Annotated in this window: 23 protein-coding genes; 10 read left to right on the forward strand and 13 right to left on the reverse strand. The window is 67.9% G+C overall.

Features of this window, described 5'->3' with window-relative positions; translation table 11 throughout:
* Positions 1–20: 20 nt before the first annotated feature.
* On the reverse strand, positions 21–476 hold the full coding sequence (locus LRM18_RS15050; protein WP_057493531.1) for a CopD family protein: 456 nt from the start codon (positions 474–476) through the stop codon (positions 21–23).
* A 150-nt stretch (positions 477–626) separates the two neighbouring features.
* On the opposite strand from LRM18_RS15050, the gene LRM18_RS15055 reads away from it, so the two are divergent.
* The gene (locus LRM18_RS15055) at positions 627–1,217 is read left to right on the forward strand and encodes a class I SAM-dependent methyltransferase (RefSeq protein WP_270954923.1); all 591 of its coding nucleotides are present in this window, start codon (positions 627–629) and stop codon (positions 1,215–1,217) included.
* 93 nt (positions 1,218–1,310) lie between these two features.
* Complete coding sequence (phaZ, locus tag LRM18_RS15060) at positions 1,311–2,618, forward strand: polyhydroxyalkanoate depolymerase (protein ID WP_164688223.1); 1,308 nt, start codon at positions 1,311–1,313, stop codon at positions 2,616–2,618.
* A 109-nt stretch (positions 2,619–2,727) separates the two neighbouring features.
* On the opposite strand, the gene LRM18_RS15065 is transcribed toward phaZ, so the two are convergent.
* Positions 2,728–3,717, reverse strand: coding sequence for a sensor domain-containing protein (locus LRM18_RS15065; protein ID WP_270954924.1), 990 nt, complete (start codon positions 3,715–3,717; stop codon positions 2,728–2,730).
* The gene (locus LRM18_RS15070; protein ID WP_004150914.1) at positions 3,714–4,079 is read right to left on the reverse strand and encodes a PadR family transcriptional regulator; all 366 of its coding nucleotides are present in this window, start codon (positions 4,077–4,079) and stop codon (positions 3,714–3,716) included. Before LRM18_RS15070 ends, LRM18_RS15065 begins: the two co-directional genes overlap by 4 nt.
* A 136-nt stretch (positions 4,080–4,215) precedes the next feature.
* Between LRM18_RS15070 and LRM18_RS15075 the strand changes: the two genes are divergently transcribed.
* Positions 4,216–5,118: a peptidylprolyl isomerase gene (locus tag LRM18_RS15075; protein ID WP_270954925.1), complete on the forward strand. Its 903-nt coding sequence runs from the start codon at positions 4,216–4,218 to the stop codon at positions 5,116–5,118.
* Between the two features lie 587 nt (positions 5,119–5,705).
* Here LRM18_RS15075 and LRM18_RS15080 read toward each other — a convergent pair.
* A complete protein-coding gene (locus LRM18_RS15080) occupies positions 5,706–6,578 on the reverse strand; it encodes a DMT family transporter (protein ID WP_053506845.1) in 873 nt (290 codons plus the stop codon).
* A 115-nt stretch (positions 6,579–6,693) separates the two neighbouring features.
* On the opposite strand from LRM18_RS15080, the gene LRM18_RS15085 reads away from it, so the two are divergent.
* Both LRM18_RS15085 and LRM18_RS15090 read left to right on the forward strand, forming a co-directional pair.
* Positions 6,694–7,638 carry a LysR substrate-binding domain-containing protein gene (locus LRM18_RS15085; RefSeq protein ID WP_270954926.1) on the forward strand — a complete coding sequence of 315 codons (945 nt, stop codon included), beginning with the start codon at positions 6,694–6,696 and terminating at the stop codon, positions 7,636–7,638.
* A gap of 68 nt (positions 7,639–7,706) precedes the next feature.
* The gene (locus LRM18_RS15090) at positions 7,707–8,000 is read left to right on the forward strand and encodes a hypothetical protein (RefSeq protein ID WP_005415831.1); all 294 of its coding nucleotides are present in this window, start codon (positions 7,707–7,709) and stop codon (positions 7,998–8,000) included.
* A gap of 19 nt (positions 8,001–8,019) precedes the next feature.
* Here LRM18_RS15090 and LRM18_RS15095 read toward each other — a convergent pair whose 3' ends face one another.
* Both LRM18_RS15095 and LRM18_RS15100 read right to left on the reverse strand, forming a co-directional pair.
* Complete coding sequence (locus LRM18_RS15095) at positions 8,020–8,811, reverse strand: DUF4349 domain-containing protein (protein WP_270954978.1); 792 nt, start codon at positions 8,809–8,811, stop codon at positions 8,020–8,022.
* A gap of 32 nt (positions 8,812–8,843) precedes the next feature.
* Entirely contained in the window at positions 8,844–9,200 is a 357-nt protein-coding gene (locus LRM18_RS15100; protein ID WP_049470176.1) for a GFA family protein, read from the reverse strand.
* A gap of 112 nt (positions 9,201–9,312) precedes the next feature.
* Here LRM18_RS15100 and LRM18_RS15105 point away from each other — a divergent pair, with 112 nt between their 5' ends.
* Positions 9,313–11,121, forward strand: coding sequence for a DUF885 domain-containing protein (locus LRM18_RS15105; protein ID WP_064237978.1), 1,809 nt, complete (start codon positions 9,313–9,315; stop codon positions 11,119–11,121).
* Between the two features lie 146 nt (positions 11,122–11,267).
* The gene (locus tag LRM18_RS15110; RefSeq protein WP_336297086.1) at positions 11,268–12,266 is read left to right on the forward strand and encodes a polysaccharide lyase; all 999 of its coding nucleotides are present in this window, start codon (positions 11,268–11,270) and stop codon (positions 12,264–12,266) included.
* A gap of 9 nt (positions 12,267–12,275) precedes the next feature.
* On the opposite strand, the gene agp is transcribed toward LRM18_RS15110, so the two are convergent.
* The 3 genes from agp to LRM18_RS15125 form a co-directional block, all read right to left on the reverse strand.
* Positions 12,276–13,505, reverse strand: coding sequence for a bifunctional glucose-1-phosphatase/inositol phosphatase (gene agp / locus LRM18_RS15115; RefSeq protein ID WP_270954928.1), 1,230 nt, complete (start codon positions 13,503–13,505; stop codon positions 12,276–12,278).
* Positions 13,506–13,572: 67 nt separating this feature from the next.
* Entirely contained in the window at positions 13,573–15,405 is a 1,833-nt protein-coding gene (gene smrA / locus LRM18_RS15120) for a multidrug efflux ABC transporter SmrA (protein ID WP_049470159.1), read from the reverse strand.
* A 157-nt stretch (positions 15,406–15,562) separates the two neighbouring features.
* Positions 15,563–17,125 carry a serine hydrolase gene (locus LRM18_RS15125; protein ID WP_270954929.1) on the reverse strand — a complete coding sequence of 521 codons (1,563 nt, stop codon included), beginning with the start codon at positions 17,123–17,125 and terminating at the stop codon, positions 15,563–15,565.
* 110 nt (positions 17,126–17,235) lie between these two features.
* Between LRM18_RS15125 and LRM18_RS15130 the strand changes: the two genes are divergently transcribed.
* Positions 17,236–17,679, forward strand: coding sequence for a VOC family protein (locus LRM18_RS15130; protein WP_074726282.1), 444 nt, complete (start codon positions 17,236–17,238; stop codon positions 17,677–17,679).
* Positions 17,676–18,551: a DUF72 domain-containing protein gene (locus LRM18_RS15135; RefSeq protein ID WP_270954930.1), complete on the forward strand. Its 876-nt coding sequence runs from the start codon at positions 17,676–17,678 to the stop codon at positions 18,549–18,551. Before LRM18_RS15130 ends, LRM18_RS15135 begins: the two co-directional genes overlap by 4 nt.
* On the opposite strand, the gene LRM18_RS15140 is transcribed toward LRM18_RS15135, so the two are convergent.
* The gene (locus LRM18_RS15140; RefSeq protein ID WP_270954931.1) at positions 18,472–19,086 is read right to left on the reverse strand and encodes a Pr6Pr family membrane protein; all 615 of its coding nucleotides are present in this window, start codon (positions 19,084–19,086) and stop codon (positions 18,472–18,474) included. The genes LRM18_RS15135 and LRM18_RS15140 overlap by 80 nt on opposite strands.
* 78 nt (positions 19,087–19,164) lie before the next feature.
* On the opposite strand from LRM18_RS15140, the gene LRM18_RS15145 reads away from it, so the two are divergent.
* A complete protein-coding gene (locus LRM18_RS15145) occupies positions 19,165–20,112 on the forward strand; it encodes a DMT family transporter (RefSeq protein ID WP_270954932.1) in 948 nt (315 codons plus the stop codon).
* 39 nt (positions 20,113–20,151) lie between these two features.
* Here the strand turns inward: LRM18_RS15145 and LRM18_RS15150 are convergent, their stop codons facing one another.
* The 3 genes from LRM18_RS15150 to LRM18_RS15160 form a co-directional block, all read right to left on the reverse strand.
* Entirely contained in the window at positions 20,152–21,222 is a 1,071-nt protein-coding gene (locus LRM18_RS15150; protein WP_270954933.1) for a sensor domain-containing diguanylate cyclase, read from the reverse strand.
* A gap of 144 nt (positions 21,223–21,366) precedes the next feature.
* Positions 21,367–22,089 carry a pseudouridine synthase gene (locus LRM18_RS15155; protein ID WP_053505407.1) on the reverse strand — a complete coding sequence of 241 codons (723 nt, stop codon included), beginning with the start codon at positions 22,087–22,089 and terminating at the stop codon, positions 21,367–21,369.
* A gap of 34 nt (positions 22,090–22,123) precedes the next feature.
* On the reverse strand, positions 22,124–23,788 hold the full coding sequence (locus LRM18_RS15160) for a GGDEF domain-containing protein (protein WP_064237969.1): 1,665 nt from the start codon (positions 23,786–23,788) through the stop codon (positions 22,124–22,126).
* Positions 23,789–23,812: the final 24 nt, after the last annotated feature.

Raw genomic sequence — 23,812 nt, forward strand, 5'->3', positions numbered from 1 at the left:
CGGGCGCAGGTGACCCCGCCTCAGAACGGCTTGGCCAGCACCAGCCACACGATGGGAATGAACGCCAGCAGCGGGATCTCGTTGATCCAGCGCAGCGCGCGCGACGACGGCAGCGCCCGGCCCTTGGCCACGCCCTTGAGCAGGCGACCGGTCCAGCCGAAATACACCAGCAGCAGCACCACCAGGCCCAGCTTGGCGTGCAGCCAACCGGCGCCGCCGGGAGCGACCATGGTCGGGAAATCGGGGATGACCTTGTAGCCCAGCCACAGCACCAGGCCGAGCAGGAACGCCAGCCCGAACATCGAGTGGCCGAAGCGGTACAGACGCAGGCCCATCAGCTGCAGGCGCTCGCTCACCGCTGGCTGGCCCGCGGTTTCAGCCAGGTTGACCAGGATGCGCGGCAGGTAGAACACCGTGGCCATCCACGCCACCACGAACACGATGTGGAAGGTCTTGACCCAGTAGTAGCTCTGCATGCGCTCGCTCCGGCGGCTGGCGTAGGTTGGCGGCCATTCTCGCATGCCGTGGCGAAGCCGCCGCAGCCACGCATGCCGCGACACATCGACGCATGGCGCGTCGCAACACCGTACGATAGGCGCCGTTTTCCCCCGATCGCGCACCGCCCCATGGACAAGACCTACGATGCCGCCTACTTCCAACGCTGGTACCGCCGTGCCGACATCGGCGGCAGCGCCCGCCTGGCGCGCAAGGTCGCATTGGCCGTGGCCAGCGCCGAGTACTACCTGGAGCGGCCGATCCGCAGCGTGCTGGACATCGGCTGCGGTGAAGGCGCCTGGCGCGCGCCGCTGCTGAAGCTGCGTCCGAAGGTCGAATACCTTGGCTTCGACAGCAGCGAGTACGCTGTGCGCCGCTACGGCAGGACCCGCAACCTGCACCTGGCGCGCTTCGGCGATTTCGCCTGGCTGCGGCCCTGCGCACCGGTCGACCTGCTGGTCTGCTCGGACGTGATGCATTACGTGCCCAACCGTGAACTGCGCGCCGGCCTGGCCGGCCTGGCCGAGCTGACCGGCGGGGTGGCCTTCCTGGAGACCTTCGCCGCCGAGGACGCGTTCGAAGGCGACCACGACGGCTTCCAGGCGCGCCCGGGGCGCTGGTACCGGCGTGAGCTGACCCGCCAGGGCCTGCAGCCGGTAGGGTCGCACTGCTGGCTCGGCCCCGCCCTGGCAGGCGATGCCGCCGCGCTGGAGCGGATGTGAATCCGGATTCATTATTTTCAGCCGACTTAACCTGCGGGACACCCGGATGGGATATGCTGCGCGGCAACATATGACCATACATATTCGGTCGTCATGCTCTATCAACTGCACGAACTGACCCGCAACCTGCTCGCCCCGTGGGTGCACCAGGCCCAGGCCAACGCCAAGTTCTTCGCCAACCCGGGCCACTGGTGGTCGCAGATGCCCGGTGCCGATCGCCTGGCGGCGGTCAATGAACTCTTCCATCGCATCGGCAAGGATTACGAGAAGCCCGAGTGGGGCATCAACGAAATCGAGGTCGAAGGCGAGCGCGTGCCGATCGTCGTGCACGAGGAAGTGAGCAAGCCGTTCTGCAAGCTGCTGCGCTTCAAGCGCCACAGCAATGAAGCCGACCAGCTGCACACCATGCTCAACCAGCCGTTCGTGCTGGTGGTGGCGCCGCTGTCGGGCCACCACGCCACGCTGCTGCGCGATACCGTGCGTACGCTGCTGCGCGACCACCGCGTGTACGTCACCGACTGGGTCGACGCGCGCATGGTGCCGTCCAGCGAAGGCGAGTTCGGGTTGGATGACTACATCGCCTACATCCAGGAGTTCATCCGCCACCTCGGCGTCGAACGCCTGCACGTGGTGAGCGTGTGCCAGCCGACCGTACCGGTGCTGGCCGCGGTTTCACTGATGGCCAGCCGTGGCGAACCGACGCCGCGCACGCTGGTGATGATGGGTGGCCCGATCGATGCGCGCTGCAGCCCGACCGCAGTGAACAACCTGGCCACGCAGAACCCGCTGTCGTGGTTCGAGAACAACGTCATCCACACCGTGCCGGCCAGCTATCCGGGTGCCGGTCGTCGCGTGTACCCGGGCTTCCTGCAGCACGCCGGCTTCCTGTCGATGAACCCGAGCCGCCACTTCAGCTCGCACTGGGATTTCTACACCGACCTGGTCAAGGGCGACCTGGAAGACGCCGACGCGCACCGTCGTTTCTACGACGAGTACAACGCGGTGCTGGACATGCCGGCCAAGTACTACCTGGACACCATCCGCGTGGTGTTCCAGGACTTCCTGCTGCCGCGTGGCGAGTGGGTGGTGAACGGCGAGAAGGTCGATCCGTCGGCGATCCGCGATACCGCGCTGCTGAGCATCGAAGGCGAGCTGGACGACATCGCCGGCCTTGGCCAGACCGAGGCGGCGCAGGCGCTGTGCACCGGCATCGCGGCCGATCGCCGCGAGCATTTCATCGTCGAAGGTGCGGGGCACTACGGCATCTTCAGTGGCCGTCGCTGGCGCGAAGTGGTGTACCCGAAGGTCCGCGACTTCTTCGCCGCGCATGCCGAAGCACCGGCAGCCAGGGCCACGAAGAAGAAAAGCAACGTCACCCCGTTGCGCCGGAAGGCGGGTTGATTCCCCGCAGGGGTCGGAGCCCGTTCCAACGGAAAGGGCTCTGACCCCAGCATGATGGGATCCCGGGTCAGAGCCCTGTTCTGCGAACAGGGCTCCGACCCTTGGCCTGTTACAACCGCACCAGCAGGTTCTTGGCGATCAGCCCGTGCAGCTTGCCGATGCCACGGGCCAGGTGCAGGGTCAGCACCAGCAGCAGCGCGCCGGCCGCGGCCAACGTGATCGCCACCAGCGGCGAGGCCGCCATCGGCAGTACATTCATGTCGTTGATGTACACGCCCGGGATGTCACCACTGAAGATCGCCGCGACCGGCGCCCAGATCAGGCTCAGCGACAGCGAGAGCAACGTCACCGCGATGGTGAAGTAGATGATGCCCAGCGGCAGCATCAGCACGAAGTACAGCAGGGTCAGCCAGGTGCGCCCGTCGGTGAACATGTCGCCGATGCGCTGCAGCCAGGTGCGGCTGCGGTCGGTGTAGCGCGGGCGGCGCGGCATGCGCTCGCCCAGCAACGCTTCCACCAGCCGACCTTCCAGCAGCGCCAGCCCGCGCACCGAGCCGAAGAACAGCACGGTCAGCGGAATGCCGACGATCAGGATCAGCAGGCCGAGCGACAGCGACAGGCCGGTCACCACCCAGGTGAAGAAGAAGATGCCCGTGGCCAGCGACAGCAGCATGTAGAAGAGCGCGCCATAGGTGTGCGGATCGGCCACCACGCCGAAGAAGCGCGCCAGCAGCGAACGCGGCACCGGTGCCGGCGGCGGTGCGGCCGGCTCGACGCCACTGGCTTCGGCCGCCGCACGCAGCACCGGCGCGGTGTCCGCACGCGGCGTGCGCAGCGCGCGATTGACCGTCACTTCGGTCTCGCGGTAGATCTCGGCCACTTCATCCGGGGCGCCATAGCTGCCGGCCACGTCGGCGATCACCTCGGCTTCGCTGCGGCCGGGCTGCGCCGCCAGCTCCGAGCGCAGGTATTCCTCGGCGTCATACAGCGCGTCCTGCACCATCGCCGGGTCGGCGCCTTCCAGCGCCGCGCGCAGCTGCGCCAGGTACTGCGGGATGGTCGTGGGCAGGGCGCGGCCTGCCAGGCTCGGGTCGTTCATTGCGGTACCCCCTCCAACACGGAATCGACGGAATCGCGGGTGGCCTGCCAGGCCTGGCGCCACTGCGCCAGCACTTCGCGGCCACGTTCATTGATGCGGTAGTAGCGGCGCGGCGGACCGCTGCTGGACGGCTCCACGTGGCTTTCCAGCAGGCCGGCGCCCTCCAGGTTGCGCAGCACCGGGTACAGCGCACTCTGCTTGCCGCTCAGCACGCCCTCGCCCACCCGCTCCAGCTCCTTGGCAATGAGGTAGCCGTACAGCGGCTCCCCGGCTCGGGCCAGCACCGCCAGCAGGGCCAGCGATACCGTTCCAGCGCTGAGCTCCTTCTGGAACTTCTTCAGGTGGACATCGTCCTCGGACATGACCGGCCCTCCACTACGTTGAAGTCCACAGTAGTGCGAAGTTCGGTATAGCGAATGTGTCGTTAGTCACTCTGCCGGTTGGCGCGACTGCGCGGCTCGCGCAGAATCGAAGCCTCGTTCATGTTCCGGGGTTCCCATGCCGCACCGCCGTTGCCTTGCCCTGACCGCCCTCGCCCTGTCCTGCCTGCTGCCCGCCCTCGCCAGCGCGGCCACGCCCTACCGCAGCCCGCAGCAGATCCTCGACGCCTCGGCGGCCAGCGACTGGCGCACCCCGGACCCGGCCAACCTGCTGTACATGGACCTCCCGGCCGGTCGGGTCATCATCGAGCTGGCACCGCAGTTCGCCCCGCGCCATGTCGCCAACATCCAGACCTTCGCCCACGAGCATTTCTGGGACGGCACCAGCATCTACCGTTCGCAGGACAACTTCGTGGTGCAGTTCGGCGATGCCGACGCCGATGACGCAGCCAAGGCCAAGCCGTTCGGCAGTGCCGCGCGCAAGCTGCCGGCCGAGTTCGAGCGCGCCAGCGCCGGCCTGAAGGTCAGCGTGCTGCCGGACCGTGATGGCTGGGCCGCGCAGACCGGTTTCGTCGACGGCTTCCCGGTCGGCCAGGACCCGCAGGCCGGCAAGGCCTGGCTGGCGCACTGCTACGGCATGCTGGGCGCGGGCCGCAGCAACGAAGAGGACAGCAGCATCGGCGCCGAACTGTACGTGGTGACCGGCCAGTCGCCGCGCCAGCTGGACCGCAACATCACCCTGGTCGGTCGCGTGCTGAAGGGCATGGAGCTGCTCAGCGCGACGCCGCGTGGGCCGGCGCCGATGGGCTTCTACACCGACCCGACGCTGCGCACGCCGATCGTATCGATCCGCCGCGCCAGCGACGTGCCAGTGGCCGAGCGCACGCCGATCCAGGTGCTGCGTACCGACTCGAAGACCTTCGCCGATACGGTCGAAGCACGGCGCAATCGCGTGGATGATTTCTACAAGCGTCCGGCCGGGCATATCGATCTGTGCAATATTCCGGTGCCGGTGAAGTAACGCCGTCGCGGGTTCTGCGCGCGGCGCGTGCTGAAGGTGCTTCACGGTTCATGGGCGTTACTTTTCTTTGTACGCAAAGAAAAGTAACCAAAAGAAGCGCGCCGCCGGTCGCGAGCCGCCGTGCTTCGCACGTCGGTCCCCTGCGCTTCTCGGTGAATCAGGGGACGGTGTGCACAAGGCAGCCGACTAGCAGTCGGCTCTACAGGACATCGGCACCTCTTCGCCCCTGGTTCCCCTGCGATGCTCGGCTCGCTCAAGGCGGACCCAGATCAAATGCCACAGCTGCACCCAGTAGATCCACGCCATGCGTGGATGCTCTTGCTGTTGATCTTGATCTTCCAGTCCGCCTTGAGCGAGCCGAGCACCGCAGGTCCGGCGAGGGCGAAGAGGCGCGGGTGTCTGAGCGCAGCGAGTTCCCGCGCCGTCCCTCGACGGGCCGAGGAGCGCAGGGCACCGATGCGCAACGCGCATCGGCTCGTGACCGGCGGAGCGTTTCTTTTGGTTACTTTTCTTTGCGCACAAAGAAAAGTAACGCCCATGAACGATGAAGCACCTTCAGCACGCGCAACGCGCAAAACGCCAACGCCTCAGCCCTTCTGACTCACCGCCACACTACCCAGAATCAACGCACCGGCAATCAGCATCTGCAGCGTCACCGGCTCACCCAGGAACAACCACGCAAACGCCGCGCCGAACAGCGGAATCAGGTAGGTCACCGTCGACGCACGCGACGGGCCGATGCGGCCGATCAGGCGGTAGAACATCAGGAACGCCAGGCCGGTACAGGCGACGCCCAGCGCGATCGCTGCGCCCCAGGCCTTCAGTGGAATCGCCGCCTGCGGCCAGTGGGTCACCGCCATCGGCAGCATCCACAGCGAGGCACACGACAGCGTTGCCGCAGCGGCCGCGGCCGACGGCAGGCCGGTCATATGCCGCTTCACCAGGTTCACGCCGAGGCCGTACAGCAGCGAGGCCGCCGCACCGGCCAGCACTGCAGTGCCGATGCTCAGGCCCGAGACCTTGGCCGTGGCCAGGACCACCACGCCGGCGAAGCCGACCAGCAGCGCGCCCGCACGGCGCATGCCGATCTTTTCACCGAAGAACAGGAACGCGATCAGCGCGGCGAACAGCACGGTCATCGCATTGCAGATCGCACCGATCGCGGCCGGTGCCTGCTCGGCCGCGTAGGCGAACAGCACGAACGGCAGCGCCGAGTTGATCAGGCCGATCGGTGCCAGCCACAGCCAGCGCCGTGGCGGGAACTGTGCGCGGGCGCGCCACAGGAACGGCAGCAGCACCAGCGCACCCAGCACCAGCCGAAGCTCGACCAGCGCGAACGGGCCGAACGAGGGCACCGCCACCCGCATGAACAGGAACGAGCAACCCCAGATGGCGCCCAGCAGGGTCAATTCCAGCGGCGTGCGCCAGTCGCGCTCGGCTGCCTGTGGGACCGCATTCATGTCCTGCCTCCGTCCATCGTCTGTTCCTGGTCAAGGCGTACAGGATCAGGCGCAGACGCCCGCCGCACAAGCGCGTAGTATCGCTGCCAGCCACAAATATGGTTTGAGGCTGGACATGCAGCTACGCCCTTCCCTGCTCCCCGCACTGGCCGTGTTCGCGGTCGCCGCGCGCCACCAGAACTTCGCCCAGGCCGCGCAGGAGCTGCACCTGACCGCCAGCTCGGTCAGCCATCACGTGCGCCGCCTGGAGGAGGTGCTGGAGACCCGGTTGTTCCTGCGCCACGCCCGCGGCGTGCGCCTGACCGCCGAGGGCCGGCAGCTGGCCGATGCCGCCAGCGCGGCATTCACTGACGTTGCGGCGGTGGCCCACCACCTGCATCCGGATGCCGACAGCGTGCCGCTGCGGATCACCACGCTGCGCTCGCTCTCCTACTGTTGGTTGCTGCCCCGGCTGCCGCGCTTCACCCAGGCCTATCCGCATATCCGCATCGAGCTGCACACCGGCAGCGGCCTGGATCGCTACGACGACAACGGACCGGAAGTCGGCATCCGCTACGGGCTGGGCCAATGGCCGGGCCTGCGTGCCCAGCACCTGATGGATGACTACCTGTTCCCGGTGGCCTCACCGGCGCTGGCCGGGGTCGAAACGCTGCTCGATCCGGCGCGCATCGCCGACCTGCCGCTGCTCACCGACCTGTCACCGCAGGGCTGGCGCGACTGGTTCCGCCACGCCGGCGTGCGCCCCCCGTCGCCGCTGCCACCGATGCACACCTTCGCCGACAGCACCGATGCGATGCGTGCGGCGGTATATGGCATGGGCGCGGTGCTGGCGCGCACCCATATCGCCCAGCCCTACCTGCAGCGTTACGAGGTGGTGCGCCTGCCCGGCCCCGCACTGAAGGCGCGCTACGCGTATCACGTGGTGCACGCCGAGGGACAGCCTCCCAGCCCCGCCGCACGCCTGTTCATCGACTGGTTGCTGGAACAGGCGCAGGACGAGCGCACGCCGGTTCCGGCGTTGCCGGAAAGCCTGCTCGGCCGCCCGGCCACGCTTGCCTGACTTCGCCCTCACCCGTTCTTTGCCCGATGCTGGCTAGGCTGCGTGCACCTCCACAACGTACCTACGCCATGGCCATGCTGCGACTGCGCATCACCGGAACCGAAGACGACGCCCGTGCCATCAGCGACCTGCTGCTTGGCCTGGACGGCATCGAACATGTCGAGGAAACCGACGACCTGATGCCACACATGGACGACGACGATTCCAGTTCGGCCGGGCTGTCCGACGACATCGGCCCCGGCATCCATGAGCTGGAAGTGGAAGTCGGCAATGAAAGCACCGCGCAGAAGGTACGCGACGCCGTGCAGGAGCTGGCGCTGGAGCTGGATGTGTTCGTCGAGTACGAGACCGACGAGGGCTGATGCCGGCCGGCGGCCGGCATCAGCCTTGACCTCGGACGTTGGGCGGCAGCGTGCGGCGGCGGCGACGCCACCACGCGCGGGCCCCCCAGGCCACGACCAGGGCCAGCACGCCCACCGGCAGCAGGGCCGCCACCGCGCGGATCAGGAACGCGACGCTGCTGCCGAGGATGCCGCCCGATTCGCTCAGCGCCTCGCCGATCTCGCTGCGGCTGCGCTGGCCAGAGGTGGTCTCGAAGTGCAGCGTCACCAGCTGGGTATCGATGCGACGACGCTGCTGCGCGGCGTCCTTGTTGGCCTGCTCGACGCCGGCCTCGATTTCCGACAGGCGCGTGGTGATCGCCATCAGGTCTTCGATCTTCAGGTCCTTGCGGTCCTGGTAGGACAGCAGACGGGCGTGTTCCTTCTCCAGCCGCGCCTTGGTCAGCGCCGTGTCCGCCACGGCCTGTGCCAGATCCTCGGCGCGGGTGGTGCGCGACTGCAGCGTTCCGCCCTCACCGGCCATCGCGATCAGCGGCTCGGCGCCCTTCGGCGCGATGCGCACCTTGACCTCACCGCTGGGTTGCTCGCCACTGCGCTGGTCGACCTGCAATACCGCGCAGTCGCCGAACTTCGCGCTCTGGCAGGCCTGGGCGATCTGCTGGATGCGCGGTGCGATCTTCGCCGCCTCCAGCTGCACCTGCACGTCATGTTCATAGGCGAGGAACGCACCTTCCGGCGACGCGACCGCCGCCTCGGCGGCCGGGGCGCCCGCATCGGCGGCCATGTCGCCCTGCTTGGCGCAGCCCGCCAATGCCAGCAGCACCACCGGCATCGCCAGGCTGCGCGTCCAGGCGCGCGCGCCCGTCACAGTGCGGCTCCGTTGTAAGAGGTGACCGAAAGACCGGCCAGATCCACCTGCGGTACGCAGCGCACGTTCACCGCCACCATCGGCGTGCCGGTACGCGGGTCGACCGCCTCGCTGTAGGGTGCGATGCCGCACGTGCGGCAGTGGTGATGGTCGATGTGGGCCTTGTTGAAATGGTAGGTGGCTACGTCCGCCGGATCGGTGACCAGCTCGAACGCCTCACGCGGGGCAAACCACAGCAGGCCGCCGCGGCGGCGGCACAGCGAGCAGTTGCAGTCGAGGACGTCGCTGATCGGCGCCTCGGCCTGTACGGTGAATGCGATCCTGCCGCAATGGCAGCTTCCCTGGTATTGCATGTCCTGCGCTCCGCTGGAGGGTCCTTGTCTGTGTCCATGGTAATCCTATGGCACGGGGACAAAGCAGCCCCAGGGCCCTATGCTCGGGGTTTGCCCCTGTACAGGAACGCCGATGCGCCCGCATCTTCTTGCCCTCGCCCTGGTCGCTGCGCTGGCCGGTTGCCAGCCAGCCGACGCCCCGACCACCGCTGCCGCCCCGGCCGCCGGCCAGCAGGCCGCTGACGCGGCGGTCGACGCCGCCTTCGCCGATCTGTCCAAGCGCGCGCTGGACACCTGGATGCAGCTGTCGCCGGTCAGCGCCACCCAGATCGGCGACCACCGCTACGACAGCGAACTGGACGACCTGAGCGCCGCCGGCCAGCAGAAGACCGTGGACGCCTACAAGGCGTTGCTGGGCGAGCTGGACAAGATCGATGTGGCCAAGCTGGGCCGCGAGAACCAGGTGGACGCGGCGATCCTGCGCAACCAGCTGCAGTCGGAAATCTGGAACGCCGAAGTGCTGCAGTCCGGCAAGTGGGACCCGCAGCTGTACAACGGCATCGCCGGCAGTGCGATCTATGGCCTGATGGCGCGTGAGTTCGCGCCGCTACCGGAACGCCTGAAGTCGGCCACCGCGCGCATGGAAAAGCTGCCGGCGATCTTCGCCCAGGCGCGCGAGAACCTGGATCCGGCCCGCGTGCCGAAGATCCACGCCGAGACCGTGGCCAAGCAGAACAAGGGCATCCTCAGCATCGTCGATACCTTCATCACCCCGCACATCGGCGAACTGCCGCAGGCCGACCAGCAGCGTCTGCAGGCGGCCATCGAGGGCCTGAAGAAGGCGGTGGACGAGCAGCAGACCTGGCTGGACAAGACGCTGGTACCCAATGCGAAGGGCGACTTCCGCATCGGTGCGGAAAAGTACGACCAGAAGCTGAAGTTCGCGCTGAACTCCTCGCTGTCGCGCCAGCAGATCGGTGAGCGTGCGCGCGCCGAACTGACGCGCGTTCGCCAGGACATGTACGGCATCGCGCAGACCGTGCTGAAGGACAAGCCGGGGGCGCCGGAGATGCCGGCCCAGCCGACCGACGAGCAGCAGCAGAAGGCAATCGAAGCCGCGTTGGAACTGGCCTACGCCGACAAGCCGGCACGCGACAAGGTGGTCGACGACGCCAAGGCCGCGCTGGCGCAGTCCACTGCATTCGTGCGCGAACACGACCTGATGACCCTGCCCGACGCGCCGGTGGACATCATCCTGATGCCGGAATTCCAGCGCGGCGTGGCCGTGGCCTACTGCGATTCGCCGGGCCCGCTGGACAAGAACCTGAAGACCTTCTACGCCGTGTCGCCGATTCCGGACGACTGGAACGAGAAGCAGGTCGACTCGTTCCTGCGTGAGTACAACTCGCGCATGATCCACCTGCTGAGCATCCACGAAGGCACTCCGGGCCACTACCTGGAAGGCTGGCACTCGGCCAAGTTCCCCTCCACCCTGCGTGCGGTGCTGCGTTCGGGCCTGTTCGCCGAGGGCTGGGCGGTCTACACCGAGCGCATGATGCAGGAGCAGGGTTACCTCAACAACGACCCGCTGTTCCACCTGGTGCAGCTGAAGTTCTACCTGCGCACGATCTCCAACGCGATCCTCGACCAGGGCGTGCACGTGGACAATTGGGATCGCGAGAAGGCGATGCACCTGATGACCCACGACGCGTTCCAGCAGGAAAGCGAAGCGGCCGGCAAGTGGGTGCGTGCGCAGCTGACCTCGGCGCAGCTGCCGACCTACTTCGTCGGCGCGCAGGAACACTTCGACACCCGCAAGGCGGTGCAGGAGAAGCTGGGCGACAAGTTCAACCTCAAGGCCTACCACGACCAGATGCTGTCCTACGGCGCACCGCCGGTGCGTTTCGCACGCCAGCTGATGCTGGACCAGCCGATCGAGTGATCGGGACGGGGTGAGATGAAGCGGAGCGGCCCGGGGAAACCCGGGCCGATCTGTTTGTGGGGGAACGCCAGGCCATCTCCGCATCACGTGCCGGCAACATGGCCAGGCGCATCGTTCGCCGGATTCCCCCCTTCCGCCGGTTTCCAATGTCTCTCCGCTTGCTTCGCCTCGCCCTGCTGCCCACGCTGCTGGCCAGTGCGGATGCCTTCGCCGCCTGCCCCGCGCCGCCGCCCGGCCAGCCGGACATCCGCGCGCTTGGCTACTACACCGACAAGGTCGGCTCGGTGATCGACCCGGCACTGCAGCAGCAGAACAAGGACGCCACTGCACCGCTGGACCGCTATGCCGCCGACGTGGCGCGCATGAGCGATGACTACCTGCGCGATGGTGACCCGGCAGCGGCACAGTGCACGCTGAACTGGTTGGGGGCGTGGGCCGACGATGGTGCCATGCTCGGGCAGATGATCCGGGTCAACAACGATCAGTCGTTCTACATGCGGCAATGGATGCTCGATGCAGTGGCGATGGCCTACCTGAAAGTGCACGACCAGGCCGATGGCCGCCAGCGTGCGCGCATCGATCCCTGGCTGCAGAAGCTGGCACGGGCCAACGTGGCGTACTGGGACAACCCGAAACGGCGCCGCAACAACCACTACTACTGGGGTGGCCTGGGCGTGCTGGCCACCGGACTGGCCACCGACGACGATGCGCTGTGGCAGGCCGGCCACGCCGCGTTCCAGAAGGGCATCGATGACATCCAGGACGATGGCAGCCTGCCGCTGGAGATGGCCCGCGGGCAACGGGCCCTGCACTACCACGACTACGCATTGGCGCCACTGGTGATGATGGCCGAGCTGGCGCGTCTGCGCGGCCAGGACTGGTATGCCAGCAGGGATCACGCGATCGACCGCCTGGCGCGACGGGTCATCGAAGGCAGCAGGGACCCTGCATGGTTCAACCAGCACACCGGCGTTGCCCAGTTGCCCCTGCAGGCCAGCGGCTGGGTCGAGTTCTACCGCCTGCGCTCACCGGATGGCGGCGTGTTCGACGCCGCGCATGCGCGCGGACCGTTCCACTCGCCACGGCTGGGCGGCGACCTCACGCTGATGGCCACGCAGGGCATCGTGCGCACACCGCTGCGATAGCCCTCTGTTTCAGTTCCAGCGACGGCCCCGCTGCAGCAGGTGCTTGAACTGCGCAGGGCTGCAGCCCTGCCGATTGCAGCCTGGCAAGGGCAGCACGACGCGCCCCGGCGGCTGCGCCTCGGTCAGCGGCACGGCATCGCGTAGCTGCGCGGAGGTCGGATAGACGTAGGCCAAGCGGAACCGCTCGCCACCGCTCCGGCGGTCACGCCAACGCTCGAACTGCAGCAGGCCACCAATGGGCGTCTTCTCGTACTGCCCTGGCAGCCGGTAGTCACCGATTCCCATTGCGGCCAGCACCGAACCGATGTTCGAATCGTGGCCGACCAGCAGGCTCACCCTGGGCGACGCCGGATCGTCGAACAAGGCATCGAGCTCCGCCAGCAGCGGCGCGGCCACGTCCCGTGCCACGTCAGGGGTGCCAAACAGGATGTCCTGGTAACCGTTACGGATCTGCGCCAACGCCTGCCATTGGCGTTCCGCGTTCAAGCGGCCCCAACCTTCGCCCGGAACGCCACTTCCCTGGTAATGCTCCATCAGCAGGGCATCGACCAGACCGCTGGCCAGTGCCAGTGAACCCGAAGCGCGTGGCTCCTTGCCCGGCTCCGCACTGAAGGTCGTGTCGGCCAGCGTCAGATGGCAGTCGCTGCGCCCCGCACAGGCCGCCGACTGCGAGTAAAGGGTGATCGCCTCCACCACGGACAGTGCCGGTGCCAGATCTGCTGCGGCCAGCGACTGCTGCATTGCCGCCAGCGCGCGCTTGCGGAAGGCCGCGTCGTCACGGTGGATCACCGGATTGAACAACGGATCCATCGTACCCAGCGCCCTGCGCTGCTCGACCTCCACATGACAACCCGGGAATGCGCCGGCAACGAAGAACTGCGCGGTGGCCTGGGTGCGCTGCAGGCTGTTGGCATGGGCGTGGAAGTCAGCCCGCTGCGGGCAACCCGACCCCGGCAGCAGCTGCGCCTGGCGCAGCCACTGGCCGATGTAGCGGCCCATGTAGACCTCCAGCACGCCGCCCTTGGTGGTCAGCTCGCCGGGGCTTACGTCCCAGGGTGTCCAGTGCTCTGGCGTGGCATGGGCCAGGGCGCCCGACGCGACCACCGGCGCGCGCAGGTTGTGGCGGCTGAGCAGGACGACCTGCTCGAGCTGTTCGCCTTGCACGGGTGCCGTCGCCGCGGCTGCGGCCGTTGTGGCCAAACCAAGTGCCAGCAGCAGCGGGCGCAGGCATCGGATCATGCAGGTCTCCTGAGACACGTCGGGGTCAGAGCCCTTTCCTCCTGAAAGGGATCCGACCCCGAAACCGTTACTGATCGGCCGCCACGAAACCACCGGTCTGCCGCGCCCACAACCGTGCGTACAGGCCACCGGCGGCAATCAGCTCGGCATGGCTGCCGGTCTCGACGATGCGGCCCTGGTCCATCACCACCAGCCGGTCCATGCGCGCGATGGTCGACAGCCGGTGCGCGATCGCGATCACCGTCTTGCCGCCCATCAGCTCATCCAGGCTGTCCTGGATCGCCGCTTCCACTTCCGAGTCCAGCGCCGAGGTGGCTTCGTCCAGCACCAGGATCGGGGCGTCCTTCAACAGCACGCGGGCAATGGCGATGCGCTGGCGCTGGCCGCCGGAGAGCTTCACGCCACGCTCGCCGACATGCGCGTCGTAGCCGCGACGCCCCTGCCCGTCCACCAGCGTGTCGATGAAGGCTTCGGCACGCGCCTTGGCCACGGCAGCGCGCAACTGCTCTTCGGTTGCGTCTGGACGGCCATACAACAGGTTGTCGCGGATCGAGCGATGCAGCAGCGAGGTGTCCTGGGTGACCACGCCGATCTGCTGGCGCAGGCTTTCCTGGGTGACGTGGGCAATGTCCTGACCATCGATCAGGATGCGGCCGCTCTCCAGGTCGTACAGGCGCAGCAGCACGTTGACCAGGGTCGACTTGCCGGCGCCGGAGGGACCGACCAGGCCGATCTTCTCACCCGGCTTCACCACCAGGTCGAGGCCGGCGATCACGCCGCCCTTCTTGCCATAGTGGAAGTGGATGTCCTGGAAGTGCACGCCACCGCGGGTCACCTGCAACGGAACCGCATCCTCGCGGTCCTGCACAGTCAGCGGCTGGGCGATGGTGGTGATGCCATCCTGTACCGTGCCGATGTCCTCGAAGATGCCGTTGATGGTCCACATGATCCAGCCGGACATGTTGTGGATGCGGATCACCAGGCCGGTCGCGAGCGTGATCGCGCCGACGGTGATGTGGCCGCCATTCCACAGCCACAGGGCCAGGCCACAGGTACCGGCAATCAGGAAACCGTTGACGATGGCGATGGTCAGGTCCATGCCGGTGGTCACCCGGGTCTGCGCGCGGTGCTTGACTGCCAGCTCCTGGATCGACTCGGCCACGTAGGCCTGCTCGCGTCCGCCGTGGGCGAACAGCTTCAGCGTGGGGATGTTGGTGTAGCCATCGACGATGCGGCCCATCGCCTTGGAACGCGCTTCGGACGCAATCCAGGCCCGTTCCTTCGCGCGCGGGACGAAGTAGACCAGGATCACCGCGTAGGCCAGCAGCCACAGGATCAGTGGCACCATCAGCCGCCAGTCGGCCTGCGCGAACAGGTACAGCGCGGTGCCGGTATAGACCACGATGTACCAGAGCGAGTCGACCATCTGCACCGCCGACTCGCGCAGCGAGGTACCGGTCTGCATCACCCGGTTGGCAACGCTGCCGGCAAAGTCGTTCTGGAAGAAGCTCAGGCTCTGCCGCACCACGTAGTTGTGCATCAGCCAGCGCGAGCGGTTGCTCAGGCCGGGCACGATGGCCTGGTTGACCAGCAGGTTGTGCAGGCCGACCAGGATCGGCCGCGCGATGACCGTGATGAACAGCATCCAGCCCAGTTCATTGGCATGGCGCCTGAAGAAATCGGCACCGGGCTGCTCGGCGACCATGTCGACGATGCGGCCCAGGTAATCGAACATCGCCACTTCCACCAGCGCCAGCAGCAGGCCGGCGATCAGCGTCGCCAGCAGCACCGGCCACACCGGGCGCAGGTAATGCAGGTAGAACGGCAGCACCTTGCGCGGTGGCATGCGCCCATCCACGGGCGGGAACACTGGAATCAGGGATTCAAACCAACGGAACATCGCATTCCCTCGCCTCTTGCAAGCGGCGGAGTATCCCACGACGGATGTGTACGCCAGCCGACGGTCACCCGCGGCTCCGGTAGTGCCGGCCGCTGGCCGGCAGCCTCGCGACGCATCCGGGGATCATCGGGTTGCCGGCCAGCGGCCGGCACCAGCCTCACTCCCTGACCGGGGTGAACAGCAGGTCCTGGAAATCGAAGCTGAAGTCGGTCAGGTCGGAAATCGACTGCATCCGTACCTCGCGCACCTTGCCATCCGGATCCAGGCTGAAGTTCACGAACGCGTCGGCGTTGAGCGAACGGTCGTCCCAGCGCACGATGAAGGTGTCGTGCTGCCAGTGCTCCAGGCGGCCGCTGAGCTGCGCGGTCTTCATGAAGCGCAGGCGCAGGCCCTTGCCTTCGGCACTGATCTGCATGTCGCCGTACCAGCGGTCGCGGAACGTGCCGGTGTAGCCGGCCAGCGCCAGCGACGGCTTGCTGCCGGCGTCGCGCGCACGCTGGTGCTTGGCCCAGGCCTCGTCGGCCTTGTCCTGGCCCTTGGCCACAGCCTTGGCATAGGCGTCCACCCAGTCGTGCTTCTCGCCGCCCAGGTAAGCGTCGAGCACGCTCAGGGTGATCGCGTTGAACGCCGCGCCCACTTCCTGGTTGGTCAGCACCACCACGCCCAGCTTTTCGCCCGGCACCAGGGTCAGCCGCGAGACCATGCCCGGCCAGCCGCCGGTGTGCCATACCAGCTTGCGTCCACGGTAATCGCTCAGGCTCCAGCCCTCGCCATAGCCGGCAAAATTGGCCCGTGCCGGTGCCAGCTCCGGCACGCTCGGCGCCGGGATCGACTGCGGGGTGATCATCCGCCACATCTGCTGCTGGCTTTTTTCACTGAACAGCACCGTGCCATCGGCAAGCTTGCCCTCGGCCAGCTGCACCTGCATCCAGCGCGCCATGTCGTGCGCGCTGGAATAGATGCCACCGGCACCGGCGTTGTTCGACCAGGTCAGCGGCGCGACGGTGCGCAGGTCCTTGAAATCGTACTTGGCGTGGCCGACCGCGGCCTTGTCGCCCGGCTTCAGGTGGTCGGCGTTGTAGCGCGTGCCGGCCATGCCCACCTTGTCGAAGATGCGGGTCTGCAGGAACTGCTGGTAGCTCATGCCGGAGACATGTTCGATCACCTGCTGGGCCACCGCGTACAGGATGTTGTCGTAGGCGTAGTTTTCGCGGAAACCGCCCTTCAGCGGCACCCTGCCCAGCCGCTCCACCACTTCGGCGTTGCTGTAGGAGGTGGTCGGCCAGAACAGCAGGTCGCCGGCGCCCAGGCTCAGTCCGCTGCGGTGCGAGAGCAGGTCGCGGATCGTCATCTGCCCGGTCACGAAGGGATCGGACATGCGGAACGATGGCAGGTGCTCGATCACCTTGTCGTCCATCTTCAGCTTGCCGTCCTCGGCCAGCAGGTTCAGCGAAGTGGCGGTGAACGCCTTGGTATTGGAGGCGATGGCGAACAGCGTGTCGGCCTGCACCGGCTCCGGCTTGCCCTGCTCGCGCACGCCCCAGCCGCGCTCCAGCACCACCTCGCCGTCCTTGACCACGGCCACCGCGATGCCGGGCACGTCGAACTGCGCGCGCACGCGCTCGACGGTCGCATCCAGATCCTGCAGCGGCGGCGGGGTCGCCGCGCTCGCCATGGTCGTGCACGCCAGCAGCACGGCTCCTCCAATCCAGGTGTTCATGCAGCACGATCTCCGAACAGGGGTGGCGGCCGTGTGCAGGCCGTCACCGGGGTTTCGCGGGATGGTAACGGTCGCCGATGCACCCTGCCCTGTGCCATAGGAGGGGTGTCATGGGACAGAACGGGCAGTCCAGCAAGGGCTCCACCATCATTCCATGCCTGCGCTACCGCGATGCGCTGGCCGCCATCGACTGGCTGCAGCGCGCCTTCGGTTTCCATGCCCAGGCCGTATACGCCGACGGCGATACCGTGTTCCACGCCCAGATGACCTTCGGCACCGGCATGATCATGCTGGGCTCGGCCGGTAACCAGAGCGCATGGAGCGAACACGCGGTACTGCCCGGCGAAGTCGGCGGGCGCCAGACCCAGAGCGCCTGCGTGATCGTCAGCGATGCCGACGCGCACTATGCCCGGGCCAAGGCTGCCGGCGCGCGCATCGTCATCGACATCGCCGACCAGGACTACGGCGGCCGTGGCTACGCCTGCGCCGATCCGGAAGGCTACCTGTGGTGGTTTGGCAGCTACGACCCGTGGCGCGAGGACCACGGCCAGTGATCGCGTCGTCGCACCCGGCGGAGATCCGCTGTGGCATCGGTGGCTGGGTGTTTCCCGCGTGGCGCGGCGGCGCGTTCTATCCGGCAGGGCTGCCACAGCGCGAGGAACTGGCCCACGCCAGTCGCGCCCTGCGCTGCATCGAGATCAATGGCACCTTCTACCGCACGCCCACCCCTGGCCAGTGCGCGCAGTGGGCAGCACAGACGCCGCAGGGCTTCCGTTTCTCGATGAAGGCGCCACGCTACCTGGTCCAGCGTCGCGACCTGTCCAGCACCGTGGACGCGGCCGCGCCCTTCCTGGAGGCGGCGCTGGCGCTGGGTGACCGGCTCGGCCCGTTGCTGTGGCAGTTCGATCCACGCCATCCGGCCGATGCCGAGGCGCTGGATCGGCTGATGGCTGAGCTTCCCAAGCAGCTGCAGGGTGTGCCGCTGCAGCACGCGCTGGAGGTGCGCAACGCCGCGGCACATGGTCCGGCACTGGTCGCCGCCGCGCGCCGCCACGGCGTGGCGCTGGTGATCGAAGACAGCGACGAGGCGCCGTTACACGGCGATGTCAGTGCCGGCTTCGTCTACGCACGGATCAAGCGCAGCCAGGCCCGCTTGAAGGAGGGGCTGCCCGCCCCGGTGCAGCGGCGCTGGGCCGAGCGTGCGCAGCGCTGGTCCCGCGGCGAGCCGGTAGACGACCTGCCCTGCCTGGCCAAGCCAGCCGCGCTCGCACCACGCGAGGTCTACCTGCTGTGCATCGGTGCGGGCAAGGCACGCAATCCGGCCGCGGCGATGGCCCTTCAGCGCCTCATCGACGACGCCAGCGATCCAGCCCCCACAGCAGCGTCCACCCCGTCACGAACACGCCCGCCACGCGCAGCACGTTGAGCAGGAACGCGGCCAGCCCCAGCCGTTGCAGTTCCAGGAACGGATACGGCGCCTGCCCTGTCACCGCGGCCACCCACATCGCCCACCCCAGGTAGATCAGCGGCAGCCACAGCACCGTGCCCAGCGCGCGCCAGCGCAGCGCCCCATGCGGCAGCAGCCAGCACCACCCCAGCAGGTACAGCGCCGGTACCGCGTAGTGCAGGCCGGCATCGACCCACCACTGCAATCCGCTGGGCTGCCACAGGCCCTGCAGCGCCAGCACGTAGACGCAGGCCGTCACCCCGATGCACAACGCGAGCACCGCGGCGACCGTCGTGCCCAGCACGCCCGCACGCACCAGCCTGACACATCCCACGCACACCGCCAGGTTGCTGAGGATGGTGAAGTAACCGAAGAAGCGCAGCGTCACCGTGCCGATCCCGGCCCCTGCGCCTGCCCCGCGCACCAGCAGCAGGTACTGCAGCAGCAACGACGCGGCGGCGATCAGTGCGATCAGCGCGGCCCAGGTGCGCAGGACGGAGCGGTCGGCAGCCATGGCGGGGTCCCTGGGCAGGTTTCCGCGAGCATGCCACAGGCATCGCCGGCTGCCGCGCGATTGCCTCACAATAGGGGGATGAGCACACCCGACACCCACAAAGCGCTGTGGCAGATCCACTTCTGTGTCCTGCTGTGGGGCGTCACCGCCATCCTCGGCAAGCTGATCACTCTGCCCGCACTGCCGCTGGTGTGGTGGCGCATGCTGCTGGTGACGGCGATGCTGGCGTTGCTGCCGCGGGTCTGGCGAGGATTGCGCACGCTGCCGCTGCGGCTGGTGGCCGGCTACGCCGGCATCGGTGCGCTGGTGGCCCTGCACTGGCTGACGTTCTACGGCGCGGTGAAGCTGGCCAATGCCTCGGTGGCGGCCACCTGCATCGCGCTGGCGCCGGTGTTCACCTCCATCATCGAACCCTGGGTCGCCAAGCGGCCGTTCCAGCTGCGTGAACTGGCGTTCGGCCTGGCGGTGCTGCCGGGCGTTGCGCTGGTGGTCGGCGGCGTGCCCGATGGCATGCGCCTGGGCGTGTTGATCGGTGCGCTGTCGGCGCTGCTGGTGGCCGTGTTCGGCTCGCTCAACAAGCGCATGGTCAGCCACGCCGATCCACTTACGGTCACCGCGCTGGAACTGGGTGCCGGCACCCTGACCCTGACCCTGCTGGCGCCGCTGATGCCGTTCCTGCTGCCCGCGCTGGCCAGCCCGCTATGGGTGGTCCCGAATCTGCACGACGGCATCCTGCTGCTGGTGCTGGCCGGGTTCTGCACGCTGCTGCCGTTTGCCCTGGCCCTGGTCGCGCTGCGCCACCTGAGCGCCTACACGGTGCAGCTGGTGACCAACCTGGAGCCGGTCTATGCGGTGGTGCTGGCGGTGGTGCTGCTGCGCGAACAGCACGAGGTGACCCCGTGGTTCTACCTGGGCGTGGCGATCATCGTCGGCGCAGTATTCCTGCATCCACTGCTGAACCGCCGCAAGCCGGTGCAGCACCCTGAAATCCTTGGCACGGCCGAGGCGCGCAACATCGCCGATTGAGCGCAGCCACGCAGGTGGTGGTAGTGGGCCGGTGCTGATTCAGTCCGCCCGTTCCACCCGGTTGCGGCCATTGCCCTTGGCCCGGTACAGCGCCTTGTCGGCGCGTGCCAGCATTTCATCCACGGTCTCCCCTGGCTGGTGCTGGGCAACGCCGATGCTGATCGTGACCGGGAAGCCAAGCGGCAGGTCGGCCACCGCCAGGCGCAGGAATTCGCATTGCAGTTCGGCGGTGCGCAGGTCGGTCGCCGGCATCACCACCACGAACTCCTCGCCGCCATAGCGCGCGGCCATGCCACGGCCGGCGAAGTGCGAGCGCAGCAGCGCGCCCAGCTCGGCCAGCACGCGGTCGCCGGTGGCGTGGCCCTGGAAGTCATTGATGTGCTTGAAGTGGTCGACGTCCAGCAGCGCCACGCACGCCACACCGGGCAGGTCTCCGCTTGGCGCAACGGCCTCTTCCAGCGCCGCCGCCATCGCGCGGCGGTTCGGCAGGCCGGTCAACGCATCGGTGCGGCTCTGCGCGGCCAGGTCGGCATTCTGCGCCAACAGCACGTCCTGGTACTCCGACAGCAGGCGCTCGTAGTCATCGCGTTCCAGCATGTGCTTCTGGATGTCGAGCGCGAAGCGGCGCAGCTCCATCACCAGCATCACCTGCCGCGACAGCGCAGCCAGCGCCTCGGCCTTGTCGCTGGCCAGGTGCTGCGGCTGCGCATCGAACACGCACAGCGTGCCCAGCGGCAGGCCATCGGAACTGATCAGCGGCGCACCGGCATAGAAACGGATGTGTGGATCACCCACCACCACCGGGTTGTCGTGGAAGCGGATGTCCTGCAGTGCATCCTCGACCACCATGATCTGCTGCGGCTGCAGGATGGCGTGGCCGCACATCGATTCGCTGCGCAGGTTTTCTGCCGCATCGATGCCCTGGATCGACTTGAACCATTGCCGCTCGACATCGATCAGGGTCACCGCCGCCATCGAGGTGCCACAGACCGCCTTGGCGATCACCACCAGGTCGTCGAAGGATTTTTCACGTTCCGAATCAAGGATGCGGTAGCGGTACAGCGCCTCGAGCCTCAGAGCTTCGTTGGCAGGCTTGTCGGGCTTGATCATGCAGCGTCACGTTCCGGCAGGTCACCGCAAAGTCTAGCGGATGCCGGTCCCCAATCTGCACCCTGGGTGGTGCCGGCCGTTGGCCGGCATCCCGCGCTCATTCGATGCCGGATGCAGCCGGCCAGCGGCCGGCACTCCCGCGCGTTACCAGTCCAGCTGCTTCGGCAGCAGGCCCTGCAGTTCCTGCTCGGTCAGGTTGCGCCACTGGCCCGGCTTCAGCGCGCCGATCTTGATGTTGTCGATGCGGACGCGGCGCAGCTGGGTCACCCGATAGCCGAACTCGGCGGCCATCAGGCGGATCTGCCGGTTCAGGCCCTGCTGCAGGGTGATGCGGAAACCGAACTTGGCGATGCGCGAGGTCTTGCACGGCAGCGTCATCTGGTCGTGGATGCGAACGCCGCGGGCCATGCCGCGCAGGAACTCATCGGTGACCGGCTTGTTCACCGCCACCAGGTACTCCTTCTGGTGGCCGTTCTCGGCACGCAGGATCTGGTTGACGATGTCGCCGTTGCTGGTCATCAGGATCAGGCCTTCGGAGTCCTTGTCGAGGCGGCCGATCGGGAAGATGCGCTGTTCATGGCCGACGAAGTCGACGATGTTGCCCTTGACCGACGTTTCGGTGGTGCAGGTGACGCCGACCGGCTTGTTCAGCGCGATGTAGACGTGGCGGCGGGCGCCGGGCTTGCGGGCCACGCGCGCGCGCAGCGGCTGGCCGTCGACCAGCACCTGGTCGTCCTCGCCCACCACCGCGCCAGTGCCGGCCGGATGGCCGTTGACGGTGACCCGGCGGGCGGCGATCAGGCGATCGGCCTCGCGGCGGGAGCAGAAGCCGGTGTCGGCGATATGTTTGTTGAGTCGGGTGGTCATCGGCGCATTATCCGGCATTGCCGCGCGCGGCGCTTCATGCGAGCCCGGGCGGATCGAGCGCTTCGCCGTCGAATACGCGGTTGCGGCCGGCGCGCTTGGCCACGTACATGGCGTGGTCGGCGCGGCGCAGCAGCGCGGCCAGGTCGTCCTCGCCCGGCCGCCATTGCGCCAGGCCGATGCTGGCGGTCACCTCCAGACCGGGCACCTGCAACGCCCGACCGGCCTCGGTGATGTGCTGGCGCAGGCGATCCAGGCGGGCCGACGCGGCCTCGCGCGGCATCCCCGGCATCAGCAGCAGGAATTCCTCGCCGCCCATCCGCACCACCTGGTCCTGGCTGCGGACCGCGGACCGCAACGCACGCGCCACCGCCACCAGCACCTGGTCGCCCACGGCGTGGCCGTGGCGGTCATTGATGTCCTTGAACAGGTCGATGTCGAGAAAACCAATCACCAGCGGGCCGCGCTCACGATCCACCCGCTCCAGGTGCTGGGCCAGCTGCTGCAGCCCGGCGCGGCGGTTGGGCAGGCCGGTCAGGCCATCGGTTTCGGCCAGCTGGCGCAGTTCATCGCGCTGCTGGCGCAGTCGGCCCAGCCGCTGGTTCAGCGCATAGGCGGCCATCATCAGCAGCCAGGTCACCGCCAGCTGCAGGGCTTCCACGCGGTATTCCAGCAACCACCCGGCGCGGCAGGCATCGGCCAGGATCAGTACCAGCATCGGTGCCAGCGCGGCCAGCCCTGCCTGCGCCCAGCGATCGCCGCGCAGCCGCGCCCACACCCCGACTGCCAGCGCCAGGCCACAGCCCAGCAGGTAGGACAGCTGCAGGCCCTGCGCCACCCAGGCCAGGCTGCGCCACGGCAGCCAGGGCACCAGTACGGCCAGCAGCAGCAGTCCCCACAGCGCCAGCCGCTGCAATGGACGCGAAGCCGGCAGCAGGCGGTCACCGCCGTTCAGGCGCCACAACGCCGGCAGCACCAGCGCCTGGGACGCAGCGGTCAATGCCAGCAGCCACCACGCGCTGCGCTCACCTACCGGCAGCCAGGGCTCGGGGTAGCCGCTCAGCCCTCCGAGGATGGCCTGCCACAGCACCAGCACGGTGGTACCGGCGATGTAGACCAGGAAACTGCGGTCGCGGGTGGTGAGGAAGGCCATCAGTGCCGACAATGCCAGCGCGATTGCCACGGCGATGCAGGCCGCGCGCACCAGCAGGCGGGCGGTATCGTTCTGCTGCACCGGGCTGGGCGCCCCCAACCGCAGGGTCGGTACCCAGCGCGCCTTCAGCGGTGTCTGCCACGAAACTCGGAACGGTTCGTGGCTGCCCGCCGGCGGCACCGCCACCAGCCCGATGCCGGCGCGGAAGCGTGAGTCTCGGGTACGGGCATCGTGCATGTTGCCGCAGATTTCGCGATCACCGTGCTGCACGCGGACTTCGCCGGCGAACACATTGAACACGTCCAGTGCCTGCGGCTGTCCTGACCAGCCTTCCGGCGGCGCGGGCACCAGCACCTGCTGCCGCGAACCGGCCAGCATGGCCGCCGTGCATGCGCGATGCGGGGTCGGCTCATCGGTGCCTGCACCGACCAGCAGATAGTCGCGCCCGGCTTCGGCTGTGGCGGCCCACAACGGCCACGGCGTTGCCAACCACACCAGCAGCACGACCAGCACCGCTCCTGTTCCGTACTGCCACTGCCTGCCGCCCACGCCAGTCCCGTTTCCTGCTTACGC

It is taken from the genome of Stenotrophomonas sp. PI_27 (assembly GCF_027854495.1).
Taxonomy (GTDB): Bacteria; Pseudomonadota; Gammaproteobacteria; order Xanthomonadales; family Xanthomonadaceae; genus Stenotrophomonas; species Stenotrophomonas pavanii.